This window comes from Staphylococcus microti, assembly GCF_000934465.1.
Taxonomy (GTDB): Bacteria; Bacillota; Bacilli; order Staphylococcales; family Staphylococcaceae; genus Staphylococcus; species Staphylococcus microti.
In genome coordinates, this window is sequence record NZ_JXWY01000009.1 from 1 (window position 1) to 23,411 (window position 23,411).

Sequence of the window (23,411 nt, forward strand, 5' to 3'; positions counted from 1 at the left end):
ACTTAAACACAAAAGGTATGTTACGTAATCATAAATTGGCAAAAAGTATTTCTGATGTCTCTTGGTCTCGTTTTGTGACGCAATTACAATATAAGGCTGATTGGTACGGACGAAAAATCATTAAGGTAGACAAATGGTTTGCATCTAGTCAAATCTGTTCAAAATGTGGTCATAAAGACGGCAAGAAGTCTCTTGAAATCCGAGAATGGACTTGTCCTATTTGTCATACACATCACGATCGAGATATCAATGCCAGTATAAATATCTTGAACGAAGGTCTAAGAATAATGGCATTGGCTTAAGTAGCATCAAGAACCGTAGGAACTACGGGGATAGCTTGGTAAATAAGAGACACCGCTGTTAGTAAAGAAATAAACTATCAAGTAGGCTCTATTCCCAAGAAGCTCCCACTTCAAACGTTAAAAACTTTAGGTTTAGCTAAGTGAAGAGTAGTTCACTCAAGACATAGTAGCATTTAAGTTTCAAAATGTTAAAATGTAAAACCCATTGAAAGCTTTCATTTCCGAAACTTTCAATGGGTTTGTGTTAAACGTCTGCTTCAATACGTCATATTAAGGGTAAAGTCTGTTTAATAAGCGTGGGAATGGTGCTGTTTCACGTACGTGTTCTACACCTGAAATCCATGCGACTGTACGTTCTAAGCCTAAGCCGAAACCACTATGTGGCACACTACCATATTTACGTAAATCTAAATAGTATTGGTAGCTTTCAGGATCTAATTGATGTTCATTGATACGTGCTTCAAGTAATTCAATATCATTAATACGCTCAGAACCACCGATGATTTCACCATAACCTTCTGGTGCAATTAAGTCTGCACATAAAACGGTATCTTCGTTTTCAGGGTTTGGTTGCATATAGAATGGTTTAATTTTTGTCGGATAGTTCACAATAAAGACTGGTAAGTCATAATGGTTTGCAATCGCTGTTTCGTGTGGTGCACCAAAGTCGTCGCCCCACTCGATGTCATCAAAACCAGCTTCATGTAAAAATGTAATCGCATCATCATATGAAATGCGTGGGAATGGCGCCACAACTTTTTCAAGTTTTGATGTATCACGGTCTAACATTTTTAATTCTAAACGACAATTTTTAAGTACAGATTGTACAACGAATGCGACATAGTTTTCTTGTACTTGTAAGCTTTCTTCATGATTTGTAAATGCCATTTCAGGTTCAATCATCCAAAATTCGATAAGATGACGACGTGTTTTAGATTTTTCAGCACGGAATGTTGGTCCGAATGAGAATACTTTACCGTGCGCCATGGCAGCTGCTTCCATGTACAGCTGACCACTTTGTGATAAGAACGCATCTTCATCGAAATATTTTGTATGGAATAATTCACTCGTGCCTTCTGGAGCACTTGCTGTTAAAATTGGTGGATCGATTTTTGTAAAACCATTATCATTAAAAAATTCATATGTTGCACGAATGATTTCGTTACGAATTTTCATTACAGCATGTTGCTTTTTAGAACGTAACCATAAATGACGGTGATCCATTAAAAATTCTGTACCGTGATTTTTCGGTGTAATTGGATAGTCATGCGCTTCTTGAATGACTTCAATTTGTTTGACTTGCATTTCATAACCTAAGTCTGAACGGTTATCTTCTGTAATCTCACCAGTGACATAAATAGAAGATTCTTGTGTAAGTGACTTCGCTGTTTTGAAGATGTCTTCAGCAACTTCTGACTTTACAACAACGCCTTGCATAAAGCCTGTACCGTCACGTAATTGTAAAAATGCAATTTTACCACTAGAGCGCTTGTTGGCAAGCCATGCGCCGATTGTTACTTCTTCGCCGATATGATTTTTTGCTTCTTTGATTGTTGTTTTCATAACTTATCTCCTAATTTATTTACTGCTATTATTTTAACAAAACTTAATTCTGACTTCTAGCGTATGCAAGAGAAATATATTGTATTAACAAAGATTTTGTTGTTCGGAACCTATTTTATTCAATTGTTTCAAACGCTTTTCGAAAGCATCAATGTCCCCTTGTTCTTGATGGTATGCTTGAATCGTCTGTTTGAAAAATGGCTGAAAACGACTGCTAATTAAGCGGTTATCAAAGGATACGATAATACCGCGGTCTTTTTCATTGCGTAATAAGCGACCGAGCCCTTGTCTAAAACGTGTGACGGCATCCGGTAAAATATAATCTTTAAAAATATTTGAGAATTCATCTTTTAACAATAATGGTTTCGTTGCATGCTGGTTCATAAATGGTAATTTCGCAATCATTACGCATTTCACACCCGATGCTTGATAGTCAAATCCTTCAAAAAATGTACTCGTACCTAACAATATCGCTTTTTCAAAATGATTAAATTGTTGGACGATTTTATGGTTTTGACTTTGTTGTTGTGCCAAAATAACATAATCTTCAAAAGTAGACATGTCGTTAAGATATTCCATGACACTATAAAGCATTTGATAGTTCGTAAACAGAATCAGACATTTGCCATCCACTGTTGTGACATAGCGTGTAATATAGTCTACGATTGTTTGGACATAATCTTCATGGTTTTGATAGTTAAACGGTTCAATATCAGTTGGAATAAAAATATAACCATTATCGTATTGAACAGGTTGTGATTGAATTTGATACATATTAAACGATGTATCTTCTTGGAACCAGTTTTTAAACGATGCAAACGATTGATTAAACGTCAATGTGCCAGAAATAAAAGTTAAAGATTTAAATTGTAAAAGTAACTTTTCCGTCATGACGGTTTTAACATCTGTTTCTTTAATGTGTAGCTTGATCGTCGATTTTTGATCTAAATTTTTGAGTGACACATAAAATACTTTCCCATTTTTTAGCCCTTCTTCAAATGGTTTTAACTGTGCCACGATATACAATAATTGTTTGCGCAATGTTTTGACCGTTTTATGTTTAATATTTTCAAAGTGTGTCAACGTTTGATGGATTTTTTTAATTAAACGATGCAGGCCTGGTAATAAGACGTCACTCGGCAAATCATATACATAATATATTTTAGATGTTTCATCGTTGTGTATATGCCCTGCTTGGATATGATTAAACAGTTGCTCAAATAATGCATCGTTCATATCATGAATTTCAATAATATCTTGTTTAATCATAAAGACATTCATTGGCGGAATATCTAAGTTATCCTTTAGTCTCTGTTGTTCAAGCTGATCAATTTGTGCTAACAACTTCTCGTTTTCAGTTTTACCGATTAAACCGAGTTGATATTTAATATCTGCATAACCAATTTCGTGTACAGCACAATCTAGCGCATAATCAGGGAGACGATGTGCTTCATCAATAATACAATGATCGAACAGTTGATAAATCATATTTTCGGACGATGATCGTAATAAATGCGCATGATTTGTAATACCAATTTGAATATTATGGGCGTTTTGGCGTATTTGATAATAATAGTCGACATCTTTGCGCAGTGGGACATAGGTTTCGATTTTTTGTTCCAAATACATTTTGACGCCGCCACGCAAATTTAACTCATGTATATCGCCAGTATTTGTTTCTAACAACCATAACAATAGCTGCATTTTCAATAAGTTCACTTCATAGTTGTTTGTTTCGTCTTTTAAAATTTGATGAACGAGTCCTAATGAAATATAGTCACGTTTACTTTTAATCACACAAGCATTGATCTGGATATTTAAAGCGCGATTGATTAATGGTATATCCTGTTCAATGAGTTGATACTGTAACAACTTTGTATTCGTTGAAATCATGACATGTTCGCCTGTTTCAATATAGTACATTAAGGCAGCGATAAGATATGCGAGCGACTTGCCACTCCCGGTTTCAGCTTCAATAAGTGCTGTGTCATTTTGCATCAGTTGATTGAAAATGACTTCAGCGAGATAGCGTTGATCTTCTCTATATTGGTAACCTGAATGATCAATGACTTGCTGATAAAGTGTGGCTAAGCTGTCATTAAACGTAATTGTCGGTTTTTCAAATAACGCAATCGGTTTGTAATAAATTTGATTAAATTGTGCCAACGTATGTTGTACTGTATGCGTCGAATCGTGTTGACGAACGAGCTCGAAAAAGTAATCATCTAATTGGAATTTTAAATTTTTACTCAAATAAAACAGTTGTTTTTTCGTATCTATCGGCAATGATTCAAACTTTTTGAAGGCATGAATCATGATATTTGCTGTTGTTTTCGCATCTTCATCGGCGCGATGAGCTTTCGCAAGTGGAATATCCAGTGCTTGCGCGAGTTCGCTAAGTTGATAACTTTTTTCAGATGGGAATGCGATTTTAAATAGTTCTAGTGTATCAATCACTTGTTTTGGTTGATAGTGAATGTGACATTGTTCAAACGCAGCTTTTAAAAAGTTGAGGTCAAAGTTTACGTTATGTGCAACAAACACACATCCTTGCAATTGTTCATATATTTCATCAGCAATTTCTTGAAAATAAGGTGCCTGTTCAAGCATGTCATTTTCAATAGATGTGAGTGCTTGAATGAACGTCGGAATTTCTTTATCTGTCTTGATCATTGAATGATATGTCTTCACAATCTGATGCTGTTCGATAAACACAATACCAATTTGAATAATGTCATCGAGTTGTGCCTGATTGCCTGTTGTCTCTAAATCTAGAACTGCATATCTTGTATGTTTCAATGCGTTTGACCTCCTTTCATGACGCATTATGGTAGTTCAATATCAGCGCTCATTAATCGGTGAAGATTACCCTCTTCGTCGACGACATGTAAAAAGCCGTCGTCATCAATTTGAATCACTTTACCATAAAATTGTATTTGCCCTTCCGTAAAGCGTAAACGGCGTTGCCAAATATTAGATACCGTAATATATTCATCTTTAATCGTACTAAAAGGTTCAACTAAAAACTGTTGGTAGCGCTGTTCAATTTGTAAAATTAAGTCGTGTAAAAATGTATATCGTTCAACAATCGTATCTCGATGAAGTCGAATGCTCGTCGGCTGAATCGGTACGGATGTGTCAAAGTCTTCTAATTGTTGATTCACATTGATACCAATGCCACAAATAACAGCTTCAATACCATCTGCATTCGCGACCATTTCAGTTAAAAAGCCACATACTTTACGTTCGCCAATATAAATATCGTTAGGCCACTTAATCGCTACTTTTTCATCGACGTATTGTTGAATCGTATTACAAATAGCGAGAGAAATAAATAAATTAAACGTCGTCAGCATCGAAAATGGAATGTTAGGACGTAGGACGAGCGACATCCAAATACCTTGCCCTTTTGCGGATTGCCATTGACGCTTGAAACGCCCTTTACCAGCTGTTTGTTCATCGCTTAAAATAAGCATCGTTTCTGAATGATCGATAAGTGCATGTTTGGCAATATCTTGTGTTGAAGTGACAGACTCAAACGTTTGAATCGTCTCAACGAGTTGTTGATCCTTCAAAAGCCCTTGTAAGATGCCTAAATGCCATGTTTTAGGATACGCATTTAAGCGATGTCCTTTATTATGAACAGAATCAATTGACACGTTATCTAACTTTAATTGATCAATCGCTTTTTTAACACTCATACGTGAAATATTAAGTTGTTCGGCAATTGCTTGCCCAGAAAGATAATTTGGTTGTGCTTCGGTAAGCAAAGTAAGTATAGTATCACGGTATTTTGACATTTGCTTTCACCCATTCAATAATTTCTTGTTCGTCATTTGGTATGTTTTGTTGAACGACTGCACATTCAGCACGGCGTAATGCGTCTTTCAACCACGGTCCTGCTTTTTTATTAAAGGCTTGCATTAATATTTTTCCATCAATTGCAAGTTGCTTACGACTCGTAATCTCAAGTGACTGCCACGTATCTTCTACTGTTTGCATATTAAAAACGAGTGGCGACACTTGAGTGATGTCGTTTGCTTGAAGAAGCGATTGCATGTCCAACAGTTCTAAACAGAGTAATTTGCCAAAATCATAGACAAATTGACGGTATGCTGATTTCGTCGATACATTTGGAAGTTGCTTAATCGCTTGGCATAACTTTTCAGCGTGTCTTATTTCATCATTGCTGCGTTTAAGTTGCTTCATAGATACACCTTGTATGTCATAGGTCATGACTATCGCTAAAAATTGTGGCAGTGTTAAAGGTGCTGTTACATGAATACGATCCATCGGTAATGCTTTAAAATAAGGTAAATAGTCCCAAATATGTAAATCGCTTAATGATGAAAATGTTTCAGCGACATACTGACCTTTTAAGAGCTTTTCCAATTCAACCATAATACGTTCAATCGCGAGATGTGAGATGTCACTCGCTAAATCTGTCATTGCTATATACGTCTCTGAATCGATTGAGAAACCAAGTTGTGATTGAAAACGTAAACCGCGTAAAATGCGCAACGCATCTTCTTCAAAACGTGCGTGTGGATTGCTGACAGTTCGAATCACTTTTGCTTGAATATCTTGTTGGCCGTTAAAATAATCGAGTATTTGAAACTGATGATCCATGGCAATCGCATTAATCGTAAAATCACGGCGTTCGACATCGAGATAAAGGTCACGTACGAAAGAAACTTCGCTTGGACGACGATGGTCTATGTATGCCCCTTCTGTACGAAAGGTTGTAATCTCATAGTTATCTCCTTGCCAAACAACATTAATCGTCCCATGTTCTTTCCCAATCGGAATCGTGTGATCAAACAGCGCCTCAACTTCATCGGGTGTCGCACTTGTCGTCATATCAATATCGTTGATTGGGCGTTGCATTAAGTAATCGCGCACAGCACCACCAACGAAATAAGCTTGATACCCGTGATCAGAGAGCTGTTGCATAACTGGTAGTGCGGCTAAAAAAGGGGCTTTGTTACTCATCATTGGTAGCCCCTATCATGTAACGATATAATGCTTCGTATTGATCAGCAATAATTGATGAATGGAAACGTTGTTGTACATCTTGCAGCATATTTTGTTGGAGCGTTTTGTATAATTCTGAATCTGACAATAAATTGAGCGCGTATGATGCAGCACTTTCACTATCACCAACTTCAACTAAATAGCCTGTTTCACCATGATGGATGACTTCTTGAATACCACCTGCACGTGTACCGATAGGCACCACACCCGTTGTCATCGCTTCAAGCAATGTTAAGCCGAAACTCTCTTTTTCACTCATTAAAAGGACTAAGTCGGATATTTGATAAAAGTTACTTACACAATCTTGTTTCCCTAAAAATAAGACATCGTCTAATAAGTTTAAATCGCGTACTTTTTCACGCATATCTAATAATTCAGGGCCATCGCCAATCAATAATAACTTCGCTTTCGTTTGCTGACGAATGCGTTGGAACGTATCAATAATGGTATCAATGCGTTTCACTTTTCTAAAGTTAGAGACGTGAATAATTACTTTTTCATCTTCAGCAATGCCGTAACTCGCTTTTAGATCAGGATTGTAACCTGTTGGAAACTCAGATTCACGTACAAAGTTATAAATCGGAACTATCACTTTATTCGGTTTGATAATCTCATGAGTTTCTTGCATGAGTGATTCACTGACACTTGTCACAACATCACTTTGTTCGATACCGAACTTAATCGCATTGCGTAACGCATGGTCGTATCCTAAAACGGTAATGTCCGTACCGTGCAACGTTGTCATAATTTTAATGTTTTTCCCTGACATTTGGCGTGCGAGTATACCACAAATCGCATGTGGAATCGCATAGTGCATATGTAACACGTCTAAGTCGTATTCATTAATGACGTTCGCAATTTTCGTACTTAATGAAATATCGTAAGGAGGATATTGAAAAACAGCATATTGATTTACATCTACTTGATGGAACGTTATGTTCGGAATCGGTTTATTGAGACGAAACGGCATGTTAGATGTAATAAAATGAACTTCATGCCCACGCTCAGCCATCAATATACCTAGTTCTGTCGCAATGACACCAGAGCCGCCAATTGATGGATAGCACGTAATACCTATTTTCATGAAAAAGACCTCCTTTATTTTCTTTCAAAACGATCTTTATCACGCGTGTTAAACTTGTGCATCGTTTGATTAAAACTTTCTGTCATATCAATATTTAACGAGTTGGCAATGCATAGCAATACGAATAAGTTATCGCCTAACTCAGCTTCAATGGTATTCGTTTCTTCTGTTTCTTTCTTCTGTTTCTCACCATAATAATGATTGATTTCTCGTGCAAGCTCCCCTACTTCTTCCGTCATACGTGCTAAGTTTGCAAGGGGTGAAAAGTAGCCAGCTTTAAACTGTGAAATATAAGCATCTACTTCTTGTTGCATGTCGTGCATAGATTTTGACATGATATGACCTCTTTCCTTTAAGCATTCCCTTTTATGATACATGTATCTGGCGTGATGAGCAATTCATGTCGCTTATTGTGCAAATAAAAAATCCACCCGTTTTCATGGTGGATAAATGATTGAGCATATAGCGTATCGATTTATAAATCATTCAATGCAGTATTAATTTTTATATCTGCGCCACAACGCCGATTATTAGACATGTAGTATTCATTTTTGTATCTGCGCCACAACGCCGATTATTAGAAATGCAGTATTAATTTTTATATCTGTGCTACAACACCGATTACTTATGTTTTATATTATAATCATTGGTTGCTGATGATGCAACGAATTTTACCGCATACGCCATCTCACCACAAAAGGTGAAGAACCAATAAAAAAAGCTGAAACATCTCGTTTCAGCTTTTTTGACTATTCGGCAGAACGTGCGATTAAGATAAAGCGTAAAAGCTCTGCAACTGCAACGGCTGTTGCTGCGACGTAAGTCATCGCTGCTGCACGTAATACACGACCTGCATGTTTGTGTTCATTTTCATTTACAATGTTTAAGCGTTTGATTTGATTCATTGCACGTTTACTTGCATCAAACTCAACAGGTAGTGTCACAATTGAGAATAATACCGCAAATGCCATTAAGAAAATACCAATCCATAACGCTGTTGTCCCAATCGCCATTTGCATCATTGTTAAGACAAACCCAATCATAATAAAGATATATGATAATGAGCTACCTAAGTTCGCAATTGGCACGAGTGCTGTACGGAAACGTAAGAAGAAGTAACCTTCAAAGTGCTGAATGGCATGGCCTACTTCGTGAGCTGCAATAGCTGTTCCCGCAACGCTTGGGCGGTTATAGTTCGCTGGTGATAACACAACGACTTTATTTTTTGGATCATAATGGTCTGTTAAAAAGCCATTTCCTTCTTTGACATCTACATCATAGATGCCGTTTGCATGTAATATTTCTAATGCGACTTCTCTACCAGTTTTGCCGCTTGTTGATCTTACTTTTGAATATTTTTCGTAGTTTGATTTTACACTGTACTGTGCATACATAGGAAGAAGCATCAGTACTGCAAAATATAGAATCATTGACATAAATGACATGCTGTTCACTCCTTTTATTATATTTTACGTGGTTCATGTATAGGGGTCAAACTATTTACTTGGACGCTGCTTAATTTGCCATAATACAAAAAGTAACGGTATCATAGATAGCCAAAATGCAATATAGCCAATGATTGCTTCATAACTTGTAAGCGAACCATAGATTGGATATTGATGAAATACATAATCTATGACGTCATTATGAATCACCCATGCGATTGTAATGCCTAAGCTCAAAAAAGTAAATTTGAAACGTGGCAAAAATAAGAACGCTTGGATGGCCATAATGCCATGCGACATAATCAGCATAACGCCTGTAAGATAAATCGTATCATCTACATAAAAGAGCATGAAATTCATAATCACTGCCCAGACACCATATTTAAATAAAGTGACAAAGGCAAGCGTGTCGATAATAGCTGAGCGTTTATTGATAAGCCACAAAAAGATACTTATGGATAAAAACAATGTTGCGGTTGGACTATCAGGAACAAACGGCCAGAAGTACCATGGTGTTTCTGATAATTGTGGTGCATACCAAATATAGCCATAAAGCGTACCGAGTAAATTCGCAATGAGCAACATGTACAAAATGGGTCGATGATACAGCAATGTGTGTAAGAGTGACTTTATGGACATTGAACTTACCTCGTTATACATAGTATTAAAAATGCTGTCTACGCAACTTCAATGTGTTACGTAGACGGGTAAAATGATAAAATGCGTCTGCATCTTGCATTGTGAGACTTAGGTCGATTTGTGAAGACAGTGCTTCTAACAAACGTTGTTCGGTTGCTTGTGATAGTGAGAGATGATACAAATCCCTTAAATAGGCTGACTGATCAGTTTGCTCTAACAATTGATACAGTAAGACTTTATCTAACATAGCATCTCTGCGTACGTCATGATGCAAATGCAGTTTGAGGTCAATGGTTTGTGATGTTCGAATGACCTCGTGAAAGATTTGATCTGAATTAATGAGATGTTGCGCACCATCGTGATATTGTATGGCGTGCGTTTGAGCATCAACAGTTGCTAATTGTAATGTAGGGTGTTGTTCAATGACGTGATCAACAAAGTGTATGTGGTTTAACAGCTGTGCATTCGCTTTAATATAATTGAGCAACCAAACACTAATGCGTGATTTAAATGTATAATGCGTCAATAAGTACGTTATAAACTGCTGTTTGACTTGCTGTAATGGTACATCCAACATACACGTCACCTATAACAAGCGTTCGCGTTCTTCGTGCCATAATGTATTATTCGGTTCTAGTTCGATTAAGCGATTGAGCAGATTTTCACGTGTTGCTGTATCACCAATTTCAACAGCGTAGTGATAATAGTCACTTAAAAAGTCAATATTATCATGAAGTGTGGCGTGTGCCAGTGCATAGAAATGCTGCGCTTCTTTATCACGTTCTTCTTCACCGAGTGCATAAGCGATTTGCCACATAAATTGTGGGTCCATATCATCTTCCTCAGTATATTGAATGAGTGAAATTAAACCGTCATTGTCTTCTTCATTGCGATAGTAGTCTGCGAGTAGCATTAACGGTTCTTGGTATGCAGGATCGACTTCGAGCGCTTGTTTTAATAAGGTTACGCCTTCTTCTGCATCACCGTGTTCGATTTGTAATGCACCTGTCGTATACATTAATTCTTTATAAAATTGGTTTAAGCGTAAGCCTTCTGTCCCGACTTCAATCGCATCTTCATACGCTTTTTCATTTTCATACAGCTGTTGTAAATAAAAATACGCTTGCATATAGTCTGGGTCTTTTTGCAATAAAGTACGGATAATTTTAATCGCTTCTTGAGTTAAATCATTTTTATCAAATGCAATCGCCTTTTTAAAGTAATCTTCAGATGTCATTTCTTGTTCGTGAATTTCTTCAAACCATTGTAATGCATCTGAATAGTTACCACTTTGTAAGCTGCTGTCAGCTAGACGTGAGAAGATATTGACGCCGTTAACAATATGTTCTCCTGCTTCAAGCACAGTATCGTATGCACGTGAGGCACGTAAATATTGTCCGTCATAGTAAAATAACTCAGCGAGTGCAAAGTGTAAGACAGGATCAGACGGTTGCATATCAATCGCTTGTTGTACTTTGTCAATCGCTACATCAGTCATATTAATTTGCTGGTATAAATCTGCTTCTAACATCAAGCGTTCTGGTGTTAATTCAACATCGTTCAAATATTCTAGTGCTTCATCTGTATGATTTTCAGAAATTAAGCCTTCAATAAAATAAATTAAAACATCAGCTTCATCCGGATATTTCATATACAGTGCACGGAATACATCTAATCCTTGTGGCATTAAACCAAAACGATACAATGTCTCACCAAGCATAAATAACGCTTCATCATTGTCTGATTGAAGTGCCTGTTCGACACGGCTATTGATGTCCTCTAGCTTTTGACTATTGATATCATCTATTAACTTGTAGATATCTTGCATGTTATCCCTCATTTTCTAATTGTTTTAACACAGGTAAAAATCCAGGGAACGACACATTCACACTATCAAAACGATTGATTGTATAAGCATCTTGTGTGAGCAATGAAGCTACAGCAAGCATCATACCGATACGATGGTCAGTATGACTATCAAGTACCTCCACTTTAGTCACATTTGATGGATGAATAATCAAGCCATCAGACGTCGGTTCAAGTGATAATCCTAACTTGTTCAATTCATTTGCTGTTGTGTCGATTCGATTGGTCTCTTTTACCTTTAATTCTTCAGCATTTTTAATGATACTTGAACCTTGCGCTTGTGTACAGAGTAATGCTATCACAGGCAGTTCATCGATGCATCTCGGGATTAACTGTCCGCTTATTTCAGTCCCCTGTAGATCAGGTGTGTATTGTACGCGAATCGAAGCGGTTGGTTCCGGGCCATCTGTTACATTAAAAACTGTGAGGTTGCCCCCCATATTTTTGACGACTTCAAGAATACCATCTCGTGTTGAATTAATGCCAACATTATGTATCGTAATGTCACTGCCCGGAATAATCAGACCAGCGACGATAAAAAATGCAGCAGATGAAATATCGCCGGGCACATGAAAGTCTGCGGGGTGAATATGCTTGATACCGTTAGGTGGTAAAGTGACTGTTAAATCTTCCACTTGTATCGGAATGCCGTAATGCGCAAACATCGTTTCAGTATGGTTACGAGAAACGTCGATTTCTTCAACGATGGATGTTTCATGCGCAAATAATCCTGCAAACAGAATCGCGCTTTTCACTTGGGCGCTTGCGACATGCATTTTAAAATGAATACCTTTGACTTTACTTGGCGTCAGAATAAGCGGTGTGTATTGATCGTCCACGCCAGAAATTTGAATATTCATCTGTTGTAAAGGCGTCATAATACGTGCCATAGGGCGTTTACCAATTGATGCATCGCCGGACAGCACACTTTGGATACCTGCCCCGCCCAATAATCCAGCAAGTAAACGTGTCGTCGTACCAGAATTCCCCGTATATAACACTTGATGCGGTGTTTTAAAATTTTTGTAACCGGGGGATTGAATCGTGATGCGATCTGACTCAATCGTAATCGAAACACCTAACAAACGGAAAATTTCAGCTGTACGCAAACAATCTTCTCCGAGTAGTGGTTGGTAAATGACGGATTCGCCTTCCGCTAGCGAACCTAAAATAATTGCACGATGTGTCATAGATTTATCACCAGGCACAGTGATCTCTCCCGTTAAAGGGCCGTGTAAATCAATCGTCGTTGCCATAGCACGCTCATTCCTTTCCTAATGACTGTAATGTATTAAATGCGACTTCAAGGACATCTACAGGCACTGTTTGAACGGTCGGTTGACCAATTGCTTGTAACAATACCATACGAATGCCTGTTTGATTGTTTTTCTTGTCTTGTTGCATAAGTTTGAGCAAAGGTTCAAATGTTAGCGTCTCAATCAATTGAAGTGGATAACCAAGTGTTGCTAAATAGTGATAGTAATGGCCTACTGAATGTTTTGTATCGAGTAATGTATTCGCTACAATCATTTGATACAGTATGCCAATCATCACTGCGTGGCCGTGCGGTATTTTTGTTGCATATTCTACCGCATGACCGAATGTATGACCTAAGTTTAGCCATTGACGTTGTCCACGCTCTTTCTCATCATTGACAACAATGTCTAACTTTGTTTGAATCCCGTCGATAAGATATTGTTCGATATGCTTGAGTTGAAGAAGTGATGGTTGGTCATAATAAGTTGTTTCTAATGTACGCACGGCTTCTGAACCTTTTAATAGTGCGTGTTTATATACTTCTCCATAGCCACTTAATATTTCGCTTTCTGGCAATGATGTTAAGAAGTCTAAATCATATAGTACAGCGGCAGGTCGATGAAATGCACCGATTAAATTTTTACCGTGTGCTGCATTAATGCCTACTTTGCCTCCAATGCTTGAATCGTGAGCCAAAATTGTTGTTGGTAATTGAATAAAATCTACGCCACGTAGTAATGTCGCAGCTAAGAAACCGACAAAGTCACCGACTGCGCCGCCACCAATGGCAACGAGGCATGTATTACGAGTCGGTTGACATGCGAGCAATTGTTCCATGTATTGTTCAAAATAATGTAATGTTTTTACTTGCTCTCCTGCAGGCAACACAAATGTTTGATGATGATTTGTTTCACTAACAGTTTGTAATTTTGACGCCCAATGTGCATGAACATGTTCATCAACAAAGATGAAAACATGTTGGTACTGTGTCGTGTATTCAGTTAGACGATCGATGGCTCGATGGGCGACAATCACGGGATAATTTTGTGTTGCATAAGTTGTCATAAGTTCCATGATGAAAGCCCCCTACTAAAAGTTAATGTTCATTTCACGGCGTGCCTCGACTTGTTGTTGAAGCATCGTCATATCATTCGATTCAAACTCTTCTAATAATGCGCGTGCGACTTCAAATGATACAGCATGTTCACACACTATACTTGCCGCCGGTACGGCACAGCTATCCGAGCGTTCAATGGTTGCTTTAAAAGGCTCTTTTGTATTGATGTCAACAGAAGCAAGCGGACGGTAAAGTGTTGGGATTGGCTTCATGACACCATTAATAATTAACGGCATACCGTTTGACATACCACCTTCAAAACCGCCGAGATGGTTTGACGCTCTATAATAACCTGTTGTTTCATCGTATAAAATCGGGTCTTGAATTTCACTGCCGAGTTTTTCGCCTGCTGTAAAACCTTCGCCAAATGAAACGCCTTTAAATGCATTAATACCAACGACACTTTGTGCGATACGGCCATCTAATTTGCGATCGTAATGCACGTAACTGCCAATACCGACAGGCATGTGATTCACAATGACTTGTACAACGCCACCGATTGAATCGCCCTCTTGCTTGGCTTCGTCGATTTTATCACGCATTTGTTGTGCGATTGATTCGTCAACAACACGCACATCATTTTTATCAACATTTTGAATAATTTCTTCTATATCATAATGTGCGCGATCCTTAACGCCACCAATTTCGACAACACGACTGTAAACATCAATATCAAGCTGTTGTAAAAGCTGTTTACACAATGCACCAACAGCGACACGTGCTGCCGTTTCACGTGCTGAAGAACGCTCAAGTACGTTACGTAAATCACGATGTTGATATTTTAAACCACCAACAAGATCTGCATGTCCCGGTCTTGGCTTTGTAATCACGCGTTTCATTTCAGATTGTGCTTCTTCACTAATTGGTTCCACGCCCATAATATTACGCCAATGTGTAAAGTCGTCATTTTTTATAACAATCGTAATTGGACTGCCGAGTGTATAACCGTGGCGCACACCAGAAACAATCTCAACGCTATCTTTTTCTATTTGCATACGGCGTCCACGTCCATAGCCACCTTGTCGTTTGTACATTTCTTCATTTAGTTTGTTGATATCTACTTGCATATTTGCAGGTAACCCTTCAACAATCACTGTTAGTTGTGGCCCATGTGATTCGCCCGCTGTTAAAAATCTCATATGTTCAACACTCCTTAACTTCAAATATATCAATCAGTCTATGATACGAATTGTTTGTTTTGTTCATTTAATAGATATGACATACATCATAGCATAAATTTCATGTTTAATTAACAGAAAACTTCAAAAAAGTTTATCGCTTTTAATGATTAAAGTATTTGGTTGGAATAGCTGACTACTCATAGGGAAAACGAACTTAAATGAGTAAATATCTGTAAATGACAATAGGTAGCGAGAATGCGAAAGCGTTTTGCAAGAATGCGCGTACCTACTTAACGAAAAAGGACGGCCACGACAAAAGTGACCATCCTGTATATAAAGTGTATGATATTGTTTTATTCGTAAACCCAAACATCTTCAGGTAAAGCATAGTTACTAAGCTCTGCTTCATCAAACCATAAAGCAATTTCGCGTTTTGCAGATTCTACTGAGTCAGAACCGTGTACGACATTGCGTCCTACAGTTAGGCCTAAATCACCACGGATTGTGCCAACTGAAGCATCAGATGGATTTGTAGCGCCAATTAAATGACGAGATACATTCACTGCATCTTCCCCTTCTACAACCATCGCAAACACAGGTGCAGACGTGATAAAAGCGATTAGATCATTATAAAACGGTCTTTCTTTATGTTCGCCATAGTGCGTCTCTGCTAAAGGTTGTGGTACGGTCATTAATTTAGCACCGACTAACTTTAGACCTTTACGCTCAAGACGTTGAACAATTTCTCCAATCAATTTACGTTGTACCGCATCTGGTTTAATCATTACAAAAGTTCTTTCCATAATTATCCCCCTTAGTTTTAAGCATACAAGCTTATACTACCATTTATGTAAAGCGCTTTCAATAGTGAGATTAACGCATGCGGTGTTGTAATTTGTCGATGAGCTTTTTAAATAAAGGTTTGAGCGCATCATTTGGCAATTGATCTAGTTCTTGCAGTGCTTTATTCAAGTATCGTGTACTAATTTCTTTAGACTGTGCAATCACATCAGATTGTCTGACTTGCTCGATACATTCTGTAAATAAAGCATCGGAAGCACCCGGATGTAATGACGCAATTTTAGCTTTAAAATTAGGATCTTGACGCATTTCTAACAAAACAGGTAATGTTAAATGCCCGTTGCGTAAGTCGCTACCTACAGGCTTACCAAGTTTTTCAGGTGTACTTGTAAAATCTAAAATATCATCAATAATTTGGAAGCTCATACCGATATAATGACCGATTTGACGCATTGTGCGTACGGTTTGGGCATCAGCGCCAGAAGTCATTGCGCCCACTTCTGTAGACAGTTGAATCAATAAAGCAGTTTTACGATTAATGCGTCTTAAATAGTTCGTCATGGATTGATCAGCTCTAAACTGATCTTGAAATTGAAACAGTTCACCTCGACAAACTTCAGTAATGGCATGCGATAAAGTAGCATGTACTTCAGGGTTTTTAATATAAGATAAATATTCCAAAGCACGCGCTAATAGAAAGTTCCCGGTTAAAATAGCTGTAGGTTTATCCCATTTTTTTTCAATCGTTAACTTTCCACGACGTTTATCACTATAATCAATCACATCATCATGTACTAAAGTTGCCATATGAATTAGTTCCAAAGCTGTCGCAACACGATACGCAGCTTCATTTGCCTGATTAGGGCCTATATAACTACTTAAAATAACAAAGAGTGGTCGTACACGTTTACCACCAGACTTTAATAAATGATGAGATGCAGCTTCAAGTGTTGCGTCTTCACTTTTAATCAGCTGTTGAAGTCTTTTTTCAATTGTCTTTATTTCTTGGTTTAGATTAATTTTCGACATGCCATTCACCTTTTAATTATTCGAGTTAGGTTTATAAGCGAGGTGCATCGCTGCAACACCACCAGTAAAGCTTCGTACTTTGACATTCTCAAAATTCACACTTTCAAATAACTTTTTAAGTGTTTCACGATCAGGAAAGTCAAAAGCAGATTGTTGTAGCCATTCGTATTCTTGTTTTGATTTTGCAAATAATTTACCGAACAACGGCATTACAAATTTGAAATACAGTTGATAACCTTGTTTGAACACAGGCATTGTTGGTTGACTTGTTTCAAGACACACTGCCATGCCCCCTGGTTTTAATACACGGTACATTTCTTCAAGTGCCACTTTGTAGTCCGGAATATTGCGAAGACCAAAGCCAATCGTAACATAATCAAACGTATTATCATCGAACGGTAATGCCATTGCATCACCTTGTACAAGACGAATGTTTTCCATCGCACTCGTTTTTTGTTCGCCTACTTTTAACATATTTTCACTAAAATCAAGCCCTGTTACTTCCCCTTCATGTCCGACCGCATGGCTCAATGCAATCGTCCAATCTGCTGTCCCACAACATACGTCTAAAGCAATTGAACCAGGCTGTACATTCATTTCTTTCATTACTTTTTTACGCCAGCTTTTATGTTGTTCAAAACTAATGATGTTGTTTAAACGATCATACTTCCCAGAGATATTTTGAAAAACTTCATGGACTTGCTCTTTATTCGCTTTATTTTTAGTCATAATTTAAACCTCATTAGATTTTATATTTTTCTTGTAATTGTTGAATTAAAACATGCTTCGTATCAGTATCAAACGCAGTCAGATAGCCTAAAGTTGAAATATCTAAGCCCGCAATTAATGCGTGTATAGGTGCTTTCGTTAGCTTGTCAGGTAAATAAATAGCCAACACTTGTTGAAGCAGTAACGTTTCAATGTTATAAATGCTATCAATCACTTGCGCTTGTGGCATGCGACTGCCTTGGTGTTGCAACATAGACTTAAGTTCGTTGATTCGAACAATCGCCTGACTCATTTTTAACTGAAATTCTAAATCATTCAAATCAGCGAGCAACGTATAATAATGAGCGCTCAGTAAATCTCCAATCAAAATACCATCACGCTCGTAGTCATCATAACTGACATGGTCAAGATGTTTTAAAGATGTATCGATAGAGAGGCAAGCTAACTTTGCTTGTACTGGAATATGTAAAGCGTCGAGTACATCGCTTAACGCATGATTCATATGTATGTTATTTGGATGTTGCAAATGTTTAAGACGTTCGTTAATTTGTTCTTCAAGTAATTGATACGTTGATTGCATAGTTGCCACCTCTCAATTTAGTCACTCTCTATATTAACACTAACCCTATAAAAATTAAATCCGAATTATTCGAAACCGTTATTTTGATAAGGAAAAGTAGTAATGATATTGTGGACGGGACTGAGACATAGCGAGGACATTCCTTAAATAAGAAAGTAAATAGTTGTAAATGGCAGTAGGTGTCTGAAGTGAAAATGCGTTTTAACAAACTTGGGGAGCACTACAGAAACCTTAGTTTCGTTGTAGTGCCCCTACAAGGCTGATTAGATATGTGCCAAACTTGAAAAGTGTAGGCACATATCAATCAGCTACTGTAAAACTTCTATTGTCAGTGTTCGCAAAGCGGGATTCTCGGCAGAACTTCGCAATTCGGCAAAATTAGAAAGCAATTTTGCTCATCGCTCGGGTTCTGCTCGAATCCTAAACGCTTTGCTCACAAGCTCGATACACCCTTGCCGGGGCGGGACTACGAAAGTTTTTAACAAAAATGAGCTTTCTGTCCCGCTCCCAAAATTTGTCCAAACAAAAAAGCCCGCTTATACAAGGGGCTTTTTTGTAGATAAAAGAATTATTTTACTGCGTCTTTTAAAGCTTTACCTGCTTTGAAAGCTGGTACTTTGCTTGCAGGGATGTCGATTTCTTTACCTGTTTGTGGGTTGCGTCCTTTACGAGCAGCACGTTCGCGTACTTCAAAGTTACCGAAACCGATTAATTGTACTTTTTCACCTTTAGCTAGTGAGTTTTGAATTGATTCGAAAACGGCATCAACTGCTAAGCTCGCATCTTTTTTAGTTAAATCAGCTTGTTCAGCAACCGCGTTGATTAAGTCTGTTTTGTTCATGTCCAAGTTCGCCTCCTTAAAGGTTTTATGTAATGATAACTCATTTATCATTATGGTATGACTTTAACACAAGAATAGGTATAACTGCAATGATTTATATGCGAAAAACGGCGGTTTCATCGCATTTTAGTACTTTTTTTCGATAGAAATATCCCAAATTTAAACAAATGGAATAAATTACTCTGCTTTTTTCGTTCTGCCCATTAGAATTTTAAGTGCTTCTTCGACAGGTTGATCTTCAAATAGTACGTGATAAAGTGCAGATGTAATTGGCATTTCAACACCAAGTTGTTTGGCAAGATGGTAGACAGATTGTGTTGTATACACACCTTCAGCGACCATATTCATATCATCAAGGATTTCTTGTAACGTCTTTCCACTACCGAGTGCATAACCTAATGAAAAGTTACGTGAGTGTGTCGATGTACATGTCACAATCAGATCACCGATACCGCCTAATCCTTGGAACGTAATCGGATCAGCACCTAATTTAACACCAAGACGTGTGATTTCAGCTAAGCCACGTGTGATAAGAGCTGCTTTCGCATTATCGCCATAGCCCATACCAGCGAGTACACCGCTGGCAATTGCGATAATATTTTTTGTAGCACCTCCGATTTCAACGCCGATAAGATCGTCATTCGTATACACACGTAAATAATCCGTCATAAATAGGTCTTGGATCGTTTGGCATAGTGCTGGATTACTTGATGCGGCAGACACAGTTGTCGGTTGCTTAATGACGACTTCTTCTGCATGGCTCGGACCTGATAAGACGCCCACACCACCGTTATGTGCAGGTGAGATAACATCTTCAATCATTTCTGATACACGCTTAAAAGTACCGTTTTCAATCCCTTTCGCCACGTGGATAAACTGCTTAGGTGTGGACAATAATGCATCTACTTGAGATAAAACCGAACGAATGGCTTTTGTTGGAATCGCAATTAAATAAATATCGGCATGATTCACAGCTTCTTGCATATCAGTCGTTGCACGCACAGTTTCATTAATCGTCGCTTCTTTTAAATAGCTACGATTCGTATGGTACGCATTGATTTCCTCTACTGATTCAGCTGATTTGCCCCACATTAACGTGTTATGCCCATTGTCAGCAAGTACATTTGCTAAAGCAGTTCCAAAACTACCTGTTCCAAATACTGTAATGTTGGTCATATCCATATTCCCCCGTTTATGTCTAATTTCGTTTACGTGCGATGATGTGTACAGGTGTGCCTTCAAAGCCAAACGCACTTCGAATTTGGTTTTCTAAATAACGTTTGTAAGAGAAGTGCATTAGTTCAACGTCATTGACGAATACAACAAACGTTGGTGGTTCGATAGCCACTTGTGTTGTATAGAAAATATTGAGTCGTCGACCTTTATCTGTTGGTGTTGGGTTCATAGAAATCGCATCGGTGATGACTTCGTTCAATGTCGAACTTTGAACACGTTTTTTATGATTTTCACTTGCTTCGTTAATAAGTGGGAATAGCGTACGCAAACGTGTGCCTTCTTTAGCTGACACAAACGCAATTTGCGCATAATCTAAAAATTGGAAGTTATTGCGAATATCATCCATAAACCGTTTCATTGTTTTACTATCTTTTTCCAACGTATCCCATTTATTGACAACAATCACAATTGCTTTACCTTCTTCATGCGCATAGCCCGCAACACGTTTATCTTGTTCGATGATGCCTTCTTCCGCATCGAGTACGACAAGCACAACGTTAGAACGTTCAATGGCTTTTAAAGCACGTAACACAGAGTATTTTTCTGTCGTTTCGTATACTTTCCCTTTTTTACGCATCCCTGCTGTATCAATCAGAACGTAATCTTGACCGTCATAGCTATATTCAGTGTCAATGGCGTCACGTGTTGTACCAGCGATGTTGGATACGATAACACGTTCTTCGCCTAAAATGGCGTTCACTAAGCTTGATTTCCCTACGTTAGGTCGACCAATTAATGAGAGTCTAATCACTGAGTCGTCATACGGATCTTCTTCTTCAGGCTTGAAGTGTTTCGCAACCGCTTCTAACAAGTCACCTAACCCTAAGCCGTGCGAGCCTGATAATGGATAAGGTTCACCAAATCCTAAAGTATAAAAGTCGTAAATATCATTACGCATTTCAGGGTTATCAACTTTGTTTACAGCGAGGACAACCGGCTTTTTAGATTTATAAAGCATCTGAGCGACCATTTCATCGCTTTGTGTAACACCTTCGCGGACATTCGTCATAAAAATAATGACATCTGCTTCTTCAATCGCAATTTCAGCTTGTGCACGAATTTGCGTTTGGAATGGGGCGTCACCGATTTCGATACCCCCTGTATCAATAATATTAAAGTCATGCGTCAGCCAATCACCGCTCGCATATATTCTATCTCTCGTAATACCGGGTGTATCTTCAACAATTGAGACACGTTCTCCAACGATACGGTTAAATATCGTCGACTTCCCGACATTTGGACGACCTACAATCGCCACTACTGGTTTTGTCATGTATGTTCTTCCTCTCTACAAATATCTTTTTCATTCTAGCATATTGCTCGTTATGTAGAAATCGTATTTTTAGAATTGTTGTATTCTCTAGTTTGTGTAGCTTTATACACTGTCCATCTATTAATAATAGTTAGTATTATTATAGCATGCTCCTAATTAATAAGAAAAATGATGATGTGCCCGTGCATAAACAAGAAGGCATGCTGTTAGGCACATAGGCACAAAACAACAGACTGAAAAGCTACACAGTGTAACTTTTCAGTCTGCGTTAAGACATTAAATATTATAGGTTCAGGTTTTTAAATTTGTCAGCAAACATGTCGCCTAATGTTGGGTTATTGCTTTCATCATCTGATGACAATGTATATTCCTCTGTTGTTTCAGGAGATGCTTCATTTGTTTCTTCAGCAGGTGCTGCAGCTTTAATAGAAAGTGAAATACGCTCTTCTGCAGTGTTGATGCTAAGAATTTTTACATCTACTGTTTGACCAGGTTCAAGCACTTCGTTCGGCGTACCGATATGCTTATTGCTAATTTCAGAGATGTGTACAAGTCCTTGAAGACCAGGACCAATCTCTACGAAAGCACCAAAGCTTGCAAGACGCATCACTTTACCTTCGACAACATCCCCTTCATTGAATTTTGATTGAATTGTTTCAAAAGGGCTAGGTAATGTATCTTTAATAGATAAAGATACACGTTCAGAACCAGGTTCAACAGAACGAACTTTTACTTTAACAGTATCTCCAACAGATACAACTTCTTCTGGAGATGACACATGTTCGTGAGATAATTCAGATACGTGAACTAAACCGTCAACGCCGCCAAGGTCAATGAAAGCACCAAAGTTCGCAAGACGTGCAACTTTACCTTCTAATACATCGCCTTCTTTAATCGACTGTAAAAGTGCTTCTTTTTTCTTTTCATTTTCTTCCGCTTCAACGGCTTTACGGCTTAGGATGACACGATTATTTGCAGGGTCTAATTCTTCAACTTTAAGTTCAAGTACCTTCCCTTCATAATCAGAGAAATCTTCAATGTAATCAGTTGAAATAAGTGACGCAGGGATAAAACCACGTTGACCTACATCTACAACTAATCCGCCTTTTACAACTTCAGTAACTGTTGCTTCAATCGTTTCATTGTTATCAAGTTTCTCTTGTAAGAATTCATACGATTTTTCTTCTTCTAAACGGCGCTTAGATAAAATATAGCTACCTGATTCGTTCTCTTCATCGATTTCGATTTTTGTAACGTAGGCACCAATTTCATCGCCAACTTTAACAACTTCATTTGCATCTTCTATATGATGTGTAGAAAGTTGACTAATCGGAATAATCCCGTTGTATTTCGCACCATTTACGTGAACAACAACATGTTTGTCATTGATTTGTTGTACTTCACCTGTAACCTTGTCGCCTTCTTTAATGTCTGTAATCATTGATTCATTGAATTCTTCTGTCATCATAAATGCCTCCTTGTATTACTACATAA

General features: G+C 38.0%; 22 protein-coding genes. 1 reads left to right on the forward strand and 21 read right to left on the reverse strand.

The genetic code is table 11. The features are described 5' to 3' along the window. Positions 1-302: RNA-guided endonuclease TnpB family protein (locus tag TP70_RS01560; RefSeq protein WP_044358851.1), on the forward strand; the 302-nt coding region annotated here is incomplete at its 5' end. Positions 303-572: 270 nt separating this feature from the next. Here TP70_RS01560 and asnS read toward each other — a convergent pair. From asnS to rpsA, 21 genes are all read right to left on the reverse strand, one after another. Next, on the reverse strand, positions 573-1,865 hold the full coding sequence (gene asnS, locus TP70_RS01565) for an asparagine--tRNA ligase (RefSeq protein WP_044358853.1): 1,293 nt from the start codon (positions 1,863-1,865) through the stop codon (positions 573-575). Positions 1,866-1,949: 84 nt separating this feature from the next. Next, positions 1,950-4,664: an exonuclease domain-containing protein gene (locus TP70_RS01570; RefSeq protein ID WP_240626994.1), complete on the reverse strand. Its 2,715-nt coding sequence runs from the start codon at positions 4,662-4,664 to the stop codon at positions 1,950-1,952. Positions 4,665-4,690: 26 nt separating this feature from the next. Beyond that, positions 4,691-5,665 carry a biotin--[acetyl-CoA-carboxylase] ligase gene (locus TP70_RS01575; RefSeq protein WP_044358856.1) on the reverse strand — a complete coding sequence of 325 codons (975 nt, stop codon included), beginning with the start codon at positions 5,663-5,665 and terminating at the stop codon, positions 4,691-4,693. Continuing rightward, complete coding sequence (locus TP70_RS01580) at positions 5,649-6,857, reverse strand: CCA tRNA nucleotidyltransferase (protein ID WP_044358857.1); 1,209 nt, start codon at positions 6,855-6,857, stop codon at positions 5,649-5,651. The genes TP70_RS01575 and TP70_RS01580 overlap by 17 nt, the downstream gene beginning before the upstream one ends. Continuing rightward, positions 6,850-7,983 carry an N-acetyl-alpha-D-glucosaminyl L-malate synthase BshA gene (gene bshA, locus TP70_RS01585; RefSeq protein WP_044358858.1) on the reverse strand — a complete coding sequence of 378 codons (1,134 nt, stop codon included), beginning with the start codon at positions 7,981-7,983 and terminating at the stop codon, positions 6,850-6,852. The genes TP70_RS01580 and bshA overlap by 8 nt, the downstream gene beginning before the upstream one ends. Before the next feature lie 14 nt (positions 7,984-7,997). Further along, complete coding sequence (locus TP70_RS01590) at positions 7,998-8,318, reverse strand: nucleotide pyrophosphohydrolase (RefSeq protein ID WP_044358859.1); 321 nt, start codon at positions 8,316-8,318, stop codon at positions 7,998-8,000. Positions 8,319-8,732: 414 nt separating this feature from the next. Beyond that, complete coding sequence (locus tag TP70_RS01595; RefSeq protein ID WP_044358860.1) at positions 8,733-9,428, reverse strand: zinc metallopeptidase; 696 nt, start codon at positions 9,426-9,428, stop codon at positions 8,733-8,735. A 51-nt stretch (positions 9,429-9,479) separates the two neighbouring features. Further along, on the reverse strand, positions 9,480-10,067 hold the full coding sequence (locus TP70_RS01600; RefSeq protein ID WP_044358861.1) for a DUF1405 domain-containing protein: 588 nt from the start codon (positions 10,065-10,067) through the stop codon (positions 9,480-9,482). 25 nt (positions 10,068-10,092) lie between these two features. After that, a complete protein-coding gene (locus tag TP70_RS01605) occupies positions 10,093-10,644 on the reverse strand; it encodes a YpiB family protein (RefSeq protein WP_044358862.1) in 552 nt (183 codons plus the stop codon). A 9-nt stretch (positions 10,645-10,653) separates the two neighbouring features. After that, positions 10,654-11,895, reverse strand: coding sequence for a tetratricopeptide repeat protein (locus TP70_RS01610; RefSeq protein WP_044358863.1), 1,242 nt, complete (start codon positions 11,893-11,895; stop codon positions 10,654-10,656). Position 11,896: 1 nt separating this feature from the next. Beyond that, complete coding sequence (gene aroA, locus TP70_RS01615; RefSeq protein ID WP_044358864.1) at positions 11,897-13,189, reverse strand: 3-phosphoshikimate 1-carboxyvinyltransferase; 1,293 nt, start codon at positions 13,187-13,189, stop codon at positions 11,897-11,899. Between the two features lie 7 nt (positions 13,190-13,196). Next, positions 13,197-14,264 carry a 3-dehydroquinate synthase gene (gene aroB, locus TP70_RS01620; protein ID WP_044358865.1) on the reverse strand — a complete coding sequence of 356 codons (1,068 nt, stop codon included), beginning with the start codon at positions 14,262-14,264 and terminating at the stop codon, positions 13,197-13,199. 15 nt (positions 14,265-14,279) lie between these two features. Continuing rightward, positions 14,280-15,446 carry a chorismate synthase gene (gene aroC / locus TP70_RS01625; RefSeq protein WP_044358866.1) on the reverse strand — a complete coding sequence of 389 codons (1,167 nt, stop codon included), beginning with the start codon at positions 15,444-15,446 and terminating at the stop codon, positions 14,280-14,282. A 335-nt stretch (positions 15,447-15,781) separates the two neighbouring features. Then, positions 15,782-16,231 carry a nucleoside-diphosphate kinase gene (gene ndk, locus TP70_RS01630; RefSeq protein ID WP_044358867.1) on the reverse strand — a complete coding sequence of 150 codons (450 nt, stop codon included), beginning with the start codon at positions 16,229-16,231 and terminating at the stop codon, positions 15,782-15,784. Positions 16,232-16,301: 70 nt separating this feature from the next. Next, positions 16,302-17,258, reverse strand: a complete 957-nt coding sequence (locus tag TP70_RS01635; protein WP_044358868.1) for a polyprenyl synthetase family protein — start codon at positions 17,256-17,258, stop codon at positions 16,302-16,304. Positions 17,259-17,270: 12 nt separating this feature from the next. Further along, the gene (locus tag TP70_RS01640) at positions 17,271-17,987 is read right to left on the reverse strand and encodes a demethylmenaquinone methyltransferase (RefSeq protein WP_044358869.1); all 717 of its coding nucleotides are present in this window, start codon (positions 17,985-17,987) and stop codon (positions 17,271-17,273) included. A 13-nt stretch (positions 17,988-18,000) separates the two neighbouring features. Then, positions 18,001-18,567 (reverse strand): heptaprenyl diphosphate synthase component 1, encoded by a 567-nt coding sequence (locus TP70_RS01645; protein WP_044358870.1) that lies wholly within the window; start codon positions 18,565-18,567, stop codon positions 18,001-18,003. A gap of 568 nt (positions 18,568-19,135) precedes the next feature. After that, positions 19,136-19,408, reverse strand: coding sequence for an HU family DNA-binding protein (locus tag TP70_RS01650; protein WP_044358871.1), 273 nt, complete (start codon positions 19,406-19,408; stop codon positions 19,136-19,138). A 177-nt stretch (positions 19,409-19,585) separates the two neighbouring features. After that, positions 19,586-20,584 carry an NAD(P)H-dependent glycerol-3-phosphate dehydrogenase gene (locus TP70_RS01655; RefSeq protein WP_044358872.1) on the reverse strand — a complete coding sequence of 333 codons (999 nt, stop codon included), beginning with the start codon at positions 20,582-20,584 and terminating at the stop codon, positions 19,586-19,588. Between the two features lie 22 nt (positions 20,585-20,606). Further along, positions 20,607-21,917: a ribosome biogenesis GTPase Der gene (gene der, locus TP70_RS01660; protein ID WP_044358874.1), complete on the reverse strand. Its 1,311-nt coding sequence runs from the start codon at positions 21,915-21,917 to the stop codon at positions 20,607-20,609. 283 nt (positions 21,918-22,200) lie between these two features. Next, complete coding sequence (gene rpsA / locus TP70_RS01665; protein ID WP_044358876.1) at positions 22,201-23,382, reverse strand: 30S ribosomal protein S1; 1,182 nt, start codon at positions 23,380-23,382, stop codon at positions 22,201-22,203. Positions 23,383-23,411 lie beyond the last annotated feature (29 nt).

Coding starts and splice junctions, on each gene's coding strand:
- asnS (WP_044358853.1), bottom strand. CDS start 1,865: ATGAAAACAACAATCAAAGAAGCAAAAAATCATATCGGCGAAGAAGTA.
- TP70_RS01575 (WP_044358856.1), bottom strand. CDS start 5,665: ATGTCAAAATACCGTGATACTATACTTACTTTGCTTACCGAAGCACAA.
- TP70_RS01580 (WP_044358857.1), bottom strand. CDS start 6,857: ATGAGTAACAAAGCCCCTTTTTTAGCCGCACTACCAGTTATGCAACAG.
- bshA (WP_044358858.1), bottom strand. CDS start 7,983: ATGAAAATAGGTATTACGTGCTATCCATCAATTGGCGGCTCTGGTGTC.
- TP70_RS01590 (WP_044358859.1), bottom strand. CDS start 8,318: ATGTCAAAATCTATGCACGACATGCAACAAGAAGTAGATGCTTATATT.
- TP70_RS01595 (WP_044358860.1), bottom strand. CDS start 9,428: ATGTCATTTATGTCAATGATTCTATATTTTGCAGTACTGATGCTTCTT.
- TP70_RS01600 (WP_044358861.1), bottom strand. CDS start 10,067: ATGTCCATAAAGTCACTCTTACACACATTGCTGTATCATCGACCCATT.
- TP70_RS01605 (WP_044358862.1), bottom strand. CDS start 10,644: ATGTTGGATGTACCATTACAGCAAGTCAAACAGCAGTTTATAACGTAC.
- TP70_RS01610 (WP_044358863.1), bottom strand. CDS start 11,895: ATGCAAGATATCTACAAGTTAATAGATGATATCAATAGTCAAAAGCTA.
- aroA (WP_044358864.1), bottom strand. CDS start 13,189: ATGGCAACGACGATTGATTTACACGGCCCTTTAACGGGAGAGATCACT.
- aroB (WP_044358865.1), bottom strand. CDS start 14,264: ATGGAACTTATGACAACTTATGCAACACAAAATTATCCCGTGATTGTC.
- aroC (WP_044358866.1), bottom strand. CDS start 15,446: ATGAGATTTTTAACAGCGGGCGAATCACATGGGCCACAACTAACAGTG.
- ndk (WP_044358867.1), bottom strand. CDS start 16,231: ATGGAAAGAACTTTTGTAATGATTAAACCAGATGCGGTACAACGTAAA.
- TP70_RS01635 (WP_044358868.1), bottom strand. CDS start 17,258: ATGTCGAAAATTAATCTAAACCAAGAAATAAAGACAATTGAAAAAAGA.
- TP70_RS01640 (WP_044358869.1), bottom strand. CDS start 17,987: ATGACTAAAAATAAAGCGAATAAAGAGCAAGTCCATGAAGTTTTTCAA.
- TP70_RS01645 (WP_044358870.1), bottom strand. CDS start 18,567: ATGCAATCAACGTATCAATTACTTGAAGAACAAATTAACGAACGTCTT.
- TP70_RS01650 (WP_044358871.1), bottom strand. CDS start 19,408: ATGAACAAAACAGACTTAATCAACGCGGTTGCTGAACAAGCTGATTTA.
- TP70_RS01655 (WP_044358872.1), bottom strand. CDS start 20,584: ATGACCAACATTACAGTATTTGGAACAGGTAGTTTTGGAACTGCTTTA.
- der (WP_044358874.1), bottom strand. CDS start 21,917: ATGACAAAACCAGTAGTGGCGATTGTAGGTCGTCCAAATGTCGGGAAG.
- rpsA (WP_044358876.1), bottom strand. CDS start 23,382: ATGACAGAAGAATTCAATGAATCAATGATTACAGACATTAAAGAAGGC.